We start from the raw sequence: 7,063 nt of genomic DNA on the forward strand, positions 1-7,063 counted from the left end.
GGCGCCGGGCGCGGCATCAGCCAGTGCGATGTGCCGAAGCCGAGCAGGGCGGCCATGCCCGCCATGCCCGCGATCAGCAGCGTGTTGGTTGGCCGTCGGCCTGCTTCCATCGTCATTCCTCGAATGCCAGGCGGCCGTCGGCCCGCGAAAGCGCCGCCAGGGCGCGCACGCGCGCCAGGCGCGCCTCGATCGTGGCCAGCCGCGCCTCGGACAGCGCCCGCCGGGTGGCCAGCAGTTCCAGCAGCGAAACCTTGCCCGCCTGGTAGCCGATGCGGCCTAGGCGGTAGGCCTCGGCGGCCGCGCGCTCGCCCTGGGCGGCGGCGTCCAGGCGGCCGTCCGCGGCGGCCGCCTGGGCCTGGGCGGCGCGGCGCGCGGCGTCGGCTTCGAGCCGGGCGGCGGCGAGGCGCGCCTCGGCCGCCGTGGCGCGCTCGCGGGCGGCGGCGATGCCGCCGCGGTTCGGGTCGAACAGCGGCAGGCTGACGCTCAGGCCCACCACCAGCGCGTTGTCGCGCGTCCAGCCGAAGCGGCGCACGCCGGCGCTCAGGTCGAGGTCGGGGATGCGTTTCTTCTGTTCCATCCGCACCTGCGCGGCGAGCGCGTCGCGCTCGGCCTCGGCGGTCGCCACGGCGGGCGCAGGGCCGGACGCGGGCGCCGTGGCGGCGGGCAGCGGCAGCGGGTGGGCGATGCCGGTATAGGTGTCCTCGGCGCCGGCCAAGGCGGAAAGACGCTCCAGGGCCTCGGTGGCGTCGGCCTCGGCGGCCTGCGCGCCGGCCTGCGCCGCGGCGCGGCTGGCCTGGGCCTGCGCCACGCGCAGGTCGGCCTCCTTGCCGGCGTGCACCAGGGCGCGCGCGGCGCGCAGGTCGTTGTCGGCGCGCGCCAGGTCGTCGGCGGCGAGCGCCTTGCGCGCCTGCATCGCTTCGGCCGTGGCGTAGGTCACGGCCAGCAGCGCGGCGAAATCCACGCGGGTCTGGTGCGCGCGCGCCTCGGCCGCGGCCAGAGCGCGCTCGCCGGCCTCGATGCGCGCGGCGCGCTTGCCGCCGAGTTCGAGCGGCTGGGTGAGGGTGTAGGTGTCCTGCCGCTGGCTCACCCCGCCGCTGCGTGGCGCGCCGAGGTTCTCGGCCAGCGCGTCGAAGCTGGGGTTGCGCCAGGCATGGGCCTGGCGCGCCTCCGCCCCGGCGGCGCGCACGTCGGCGGCCTGCTCGAGCAGGGCCGGCGCGCGGTCCAGCGATTGCCTGAGCAGCGCCTCGTAGGAGGGCGCGTCCGCCGCGAGGCCGGGCCCGGCCAGGGCGGCGGCGAGCAGCGCGGCGAGCGGGCGGCACGGGTGAAGGGCCATGACGGTCGTCTCTGGCGGGGCGTGGCGGCGGCCGCTCAGGCGTCGTGGTGATGGTGGTGGTGGCCGGCCTCGGGCGCCGTCGCGGCCGGGGTGGGGGCCGCATTGCTCGCCGCGGGGGCGGGCGCGTCCCCGTGCGCGGCGTGGTCGTGGCTGTCGTGGTCCGCGTGGTCGTGATCGGCCTGATCGGCCTGATCGTGGTCGGCCCCGGCGTGCTCGTGCGCGGCGCCGTGGTCGTGACCGTGACCATGCTCGTGACCGCCTTCGCCCGCCTCGCCGGCCAGGGCCTGGTACTGCTCGGGCGTCATGCCGGGCAGCTTGCGGATGAAGGCCACCATGTTCCAGATCGTCGCATCGTCGTGCGAGCTGCCCCAGGCCGGCATCGCGCTCAGCTTGACGCCGTGCTTGATCACCCAGAACGCCTCGCGCGGGTCGTGCACGCCGTGCTCGGCAAGGTTCGGCGGCTGCGGGTAGAGGCCGGGGCGGATCTCCGAGTCGCTCATGCCCGGCGCGAGGTGGCAGCCGGTGCACATGGCAGCATAGTGCTCGGCGCCCTCGGCGATCATGGCCGGGTCGTCGAGGTTGGGCACCTCGATGCCCGCCGCGCGGGTGTGGATCGCGCGCTCGCGCAGCGTTTCCAGCAGCGCCGCCACCGGCCGCGTGTGCGGGTCGTCGGCGCCGATGCCGTAGAGGCCCGAATAGGCGTAGAGGACGAGGCCGAGCGCGAGCGCCGCGAGCGTGGCGACGGCGGTGACGAGGTAGCGGGTGGCTTGCTTCATGGGAGTGGCCCTTGGCGCCGGAGTCGGAAAACCGCCGCCGCAGCGGCGCGGGAAAACCTGCGGTGCGGGCGCGCCTAGCCGGCCGGCAGGGCGCGCGCCGCCACCGCGGCGAACCAGCGGATGCCGAGCGGCAGCGCGTTGTCGTTGAAGTCGTAGCTGGGGTGGTGCAGGGCGCGCTCGCCGTCGGGGCCGGGGTCGGCGCGGCCCTGGCCGAGCCAGAGGTAGGCGCCGGGCTTCGCCTGCAGCATGAAGGCGAAGTCCTCCGAGGTGAACGCCGGGTGCGGCGCCTCGGCAGCGTGCAGGCCGGCATCGGCCGCCGCGGCCAGCGCGAGGCGCGCCTCGTCCGCGCTGTTGAGCGTGGCCGGGTAGTAGCGCAGGTACTCCACCTCGACGCGCGTGCCGCTGCCGCGCGCCACGCCCTCGGCCATCGCGCGCAGCGTGGCCTCGATGCGGTCCTGCACGGCGGGGTTGAAGCTGCGCACGGTGCCGGTGACCTTGGCCGTGCCGGGCAGCACGTTGTGCGCGTGGCCGCCCTCGATCTGGGTGACGGAGAGCACCGCCGATTCCACCGGGTCGATCGCGCGCGCCACGATGGTGTTGAGCTGGGTCACCAGCTGGCTGGCGGCGAGGATGGCGTCGGGCGTGTGCTGCGGCATCGCGGCGTGGCCGCCGCGGCCGTGAACGGTGATGTCGAAGCGGTCGGCCGCGGCCATGATCGGGCCGGGGCGCGTCTGCGCATGGCCCAGCGGCAGGTCCGGCCAGTTGTGCAGCGCGTAGACCGCATCGCAGGGGAAGCGCTCGAACAGGCCGTCGCGGATCATCGCGTGGGCACCGCCCTGGCCTTCCTCCGCCGGTTGGAAGATGAAGTGCACGGTGCCGTCGAAGCGCGGATGCCGCGCGAGATGGCGCGCGGCGCCGAGCAGCATGGCGGTGTGGCCGTCGTGGCCGCAGCCGTGGTGCACGCCGGCCACGGTGCTGGCGTGGGGCAGGCCGCTGCGCTCGACGATAGGCAGCGCGTCCATGTCCGCGCGCAGGCCGATGCAGCCGCGGCCGCTGCCGTGGCGCAGCGTGGCGACCACGCCGGTGCCGCCGATGCCGGTGTGCACCTCCAGGCCCAGTTCGCGCAGCTCGCGGGCGACGATGCCGGCGGTGCGGTGCTCGGTGTAGGCAAGCTCGGGGTGGGCGTGCAGGTCGCGGCGCAGGTCGACCAGCGCGGGCAGCAAGGCGTCGAGTTCGGTGGCGGACATCGGGGACTCGCTCATGGCAGGGTCGGTGCCGGAACGATAGGCCAGGGCGCCACCTCGCCGCCATGGGCCGGCTCCGCCGGCGCCGGAAGGCCGCGATGGCGCGCGGACAGCCGGTGCGGTTCCGTCCGCGCGGCCGTGACGCGCCGATACGGCCCGGCATGGCTCGGGACGCAGGCGGGCAGTGCGGGGTGGTGCGGCACGGGGGATGCCTCGCCGGACGGCGTCGCGGGGCCATGGCCCGCGCCTTGCCGGCCGACGTGGCGAAGGTATTCGCCAGGCGTCATGCCGCACACGTTCTTGAAATGCCGGGAAAGATGACTCTGGTCGTAGAAGCCGCAGGCGTCGGCCACGTTCACCGCCGCCACGCCCTGGCGCAACAGCGCCTTGGCGTGGCGCACGCGCTGGCGGCTGATATAGCGGCGCGGCGGCATGCCCATGTGGCGACGGAACAGCAGCGCGAAGCGGCACTGGCTGAGGCCCGCCACCGCGGCCAGCTGCTCCAGCGGCAGCGGCGCGCTCAGGTTGGCGTGCGCGAAGGCGAGCACACGTTGCAACGAGCGGGGAACGGTGGCGGCGATGGGCTCCATGCATCACAGCTTACGTACAGCCGCCATAGCGATGGTGCCGTAGAGGGCGATTTCGCCAGCAGCTAATACCGATGTCGGCCTGCCGCTCGGCAGATGATCGTTCGGCTCTCCGTTTCGGCGCAGCGCCACTCGCTCGCTGCCGGCGAGCGCAGGTGCGGCCTGCGCCGCGATGCAGTTGCCGTTGCCCTCAGTGGCTCTGCATCGCCGGAGCCTGTGCGTTCGCCAGCGTATGGGCCTGCACCTGCTGTGCCTGCTCCTGTGCCTGGAACTGCTGCATGGCCTGGGGCCACTGCGCGGCGCTCTGTTCCATGGGCGTGTTGGCGGCGGCGGTCGGTACGCTCGTTCGCCGGTCGAAGAGGTGGTCCTGCCGGCCGGGAGGCGTCTGCACCGCCCACAGCCGGCTGCCGTCGTCCGAGAGCGCGATCTGGTCCACGCGTTGCAGGCCATCCGCCCGTGCCTGCACGGCCAGGGCCGAGGCGAGGTTGTCCGTGTACTGATCCGGCGTGCGGCCCAGTTGTCGATCCAGTTGCACGATGTGCTCGCGTGCCTGCCGGAACAAGGCGTGGTCGGGGTGGGCGGGGTCGTCCAGGCGGCCGGGCGGTGTGGGCGTCGCCGGCGCCGCAGCGGCCGCCTGCCGGGCCAGCGCCGGGCCGGCAGGCAGCGGGCGCTCAGCCGCCGCCAGGCGCTCGCTGGCGTCCAGCTCCTCGCGCACTCGCCCTTCGGCGGGGCTTGTCCCGAACAGCCGGTCCGGCCGCGACCATTGGCCGTCCGCCGCCTGCGTGTAGGTGTGCCCGTCCGAGGCCGCGACGCGGTTGGCCGGGGCATGCAAGGCGTGGCTGACGGCCTCCGGCATGGGGCCGTGCCGGGACCATCCCTCCTGCGCGTAAGCGGCCTGGTAGCGGCGGGCCATGCCGGCAGGCGAGTTGGCCACGTTCTCGCGGAGAGTTTGCTCGGCAGCACGGTCCAGCTGCGCGGCCCGCCCGGGGCCGGCGATCTCGGTATGCGTGCTGGCCAACCCATGCTCGAGCACGCGGTCCGTCACTTGCCGCGTCCAATGATGGCTGCCCGGATCGCGTATCCAGGGCGCTTCGCGCCGGCTGGGCGCGTCGTCGGCAGCGGCGGGCTGCGCATACGGGTCGCGTGGCACCACCTCACGCGCGAGGGCGAGCTCGACGGCGGTTGTGCTGGCCTGGTAGCTCAGGCGGCTGGCCAGCGCCGCATCGGCCACCAGGTGCTGGCCGTGGGGCGCGTCGGGCAGCGGCGGGATCTCGCGCGTCCAGCCCCGCTGCGGCTGGGCCGGATCGTAGTGCCAGGTACGCCCTTGCGGATCGTCCTGGTTGTAGACGCGGTGATGGTCGTAGGCATCGGCCAGCTTGTCGCCTGCGAAGAGGCCGGCCGCTCCGCCGATCGCGCCGGTAACAATGAGGCCCGGCCCGGTTTGTAGGCCCAGCGTGCTGCCGATCGCGGCGAAGGTTCCCGCCCCGGCCCAGCCGGCCAGGTTGCGCCCGGCGAAATGCAGCACCTCGGACTGGCTGCCCGCGTCGTTGCCATGGCGCATCAGGTCGACGGTCTTGGTGCCGGTTTGCACCGCATCGCCGAGCAGGGCGGCCGTGCCCAGCGTGCGCGCGACCGTGGGGGCGAAAGGCACCGAGCGCCCGGCCTCGGCGATGGCTTCGGGCGAGGCGGGTGGGTAGGCGGGATGAGCGGGCTCGCGGGACACCGGCCCGCGCGCCATGGGCCGGAACGTAAGCGGCCGCATCAGCGCGGGGTCGACGGCCTCGGGCGCATGCGGCACCGGCCCGGCCGCCTCCGCGGCTGCCGGCGCCAGCTGCCGGTTGGTGCCGCTGGGCTCGCCCCGCACGCCTTCGCGCGGGTCCAGCCGGTAGACGGGCAGACTCTCCTCGGAGCGATGGATCACGTTGAGACGCGGGTCGGTCGGCTCGTGCCGCTTGGGCAGGAACGGTTCGTCGCGCAGCGCATTGCAGTAGTCGATCATCAGGTTGCCGCAGCGGATCGCCAGCCCGTTGCGCAGGTAGCCGCCGCCGACGTCCGAATGCGCGCCGGGCACCGTCAGGTTGAGGAAGCGCCCGTCCTCCGACAGGCCCGGCGGCAGGATCTGGTCGGAGGGAAAGGTCGCGCGCCGTTCGTCGGCCGCGGTGATCTGCAGGCCCGAGACCACCGACGGCGGCAGGCGCCGGTCGTAGTCCATCGGCACCCCGGTGGCCACCGGGTCGAACAGGCCCACGGCCTGGACCACCTGGCCGGGCGGGACGTGGTAGCGGGCATAGGCGACACGGCCTGCCGCATCGAATGTCCGGCTGCGGAGATCGGGAATGCCTTGCTCGTGCACCAGGCGGCTGAAGCCCGCCGATTGGCTGCCGCCGCGGCTGAAGCCGAGGCTGTGCACGCGGATTACCGCGTCCGGGTCGGCCTGTTTCCAGGCATCGGCCTGGTTGACCAGTTCCTGGTAAGCGGTGTTGAGGTTCTCTTCATAGGAGAAGCCCCGGGCCAGGTCCCAGGCGGCCACCAGTTTGTCGGCCTGGGCGCCGGGACCGGGCACGTAGTAGGAGTGGATCTGCGTGTTGCCCGCCTGATTGGCCGCCTTGATCTGATCGTCGATCCAGGCCACGTTGGTGGCGTGCCCGGGATCGGTGTACTTGTTGTTGCCGGTGCCGTCGAAGGCCGCCACGAACAGCTTCTCGTGGGGATGGCCGGCCCGCACCAGGATGGGCACCCGGAAGCGGGCCAGCGCCTCGTTGCCCTCGAACTGCGCCAGTTGTGCCGGTGTGGCCAGCGCATGGCCCACGCCGTCGCTGGGCACGCCATCGGCGCTTACACGGGTCTCGTTGGGCATGGGGAGCCCTCCTTGGCTCAGTAGGTACGGGTCCAGGCCAGCATCAGGTCGCGGCGACTCACGACCTTGTCGTAGTTCTCCGGGTCCTGCGGATCACAGGCGACCACCGTGGCCCGCATGTAGACGTTGACGGTGCGGTCGTCGACTTCGACCAGGATGCCGGGAATCACGGGGGCGACGGAACACGTGGCCAGCCAAGTCGCCTTGACCTCTTCCCGGGGGACCTTGTGGAGGATCAGACGGTCACGGAACAACCCGTCGAGATT

General features: G+C 73.7%; 5 protein-coding genes and 1 pseudogene. All 6 read right to left on the reverse strand.

Features of this window, described 5'->3' with window-relative positions:
* Positions 1–112: 112 nt before the first annotated feature.
* Positions 113–1,333, reverse strand: coding sequence for a TolC family protein (locus tag ACH65_RS12815; RefSeq protein ID WP_049622996.1), 1,221 nt, complete (start codon positions 1,331–1,333; stop codon positions 113–115).
* 35 nt (positions 1,334–1,368) lie between these two features.
* Complete coding sequence (locus ACH65_RS21035) at positions 1,369–2,109, reverse strand: c-type cytochrome (protein ID WP_064504855.1); 741 nt, start codon at positions 2,107–2,109, stop codon at positions 1,369–1,371.
* A 74-nt stretch (positions 2,110–2,183) separates the two neighbouring features.
* The gene (locus tag ACH65_RS12825) at positions 2,184–3,371 is read right to left on the reverse strand and encodes a M20 aminoacylase family protein (protein WP_049622997.1); all 1,188 of its coding nucleotides are present in this window, start codon (positions 3,369–3,371) and stop codon (positions 2,184–2,186) included.
* A complete protein-coding gene (locus tag ACH65_RS18590; RefSeq protein ID WP_064504856.1) occupies positions 3,368–3,943 on the reverse strand; it encodes a helix-turn-helix domain-containing protein in 576 nt (191 codons plus the stop codon). Before ACH65_RS18590 ends, ACH65_RS12825 begins: the two co-directional genes overlap by 4 nt.
* Before the next feature lie 187 nt (positions 3,944–4,130).
* Positions 4,131–6,797, reverse strand: coding sequence for a T6SS phospholipase effector Tle1-like catalytic domain-containing protein (locus tag ACH65_RS12835; protein WP_049622998.1), 2,667 nt, complete (start codon positions 6,795–6,797; stop codon positions 4,131–4,133).
* A gap of 17 nt (positions 6,798–6,814) precedes the next feature.
* Positions 6,815–7,063: pseudogene (locus tag ACH65_RS20315) on the reverse strand (hypothetical protein); the annotation flags it as partial.

The organism is Frateuria defendens, assembly GCF_001182895.1.
Classification (GTDB): Bacteria; Pseudomonadota; Gammaproteobacteria; order Xanthomonadales; family Rhodanobacteraceae; genus Frateuria_B; species Frateuria_B defendens.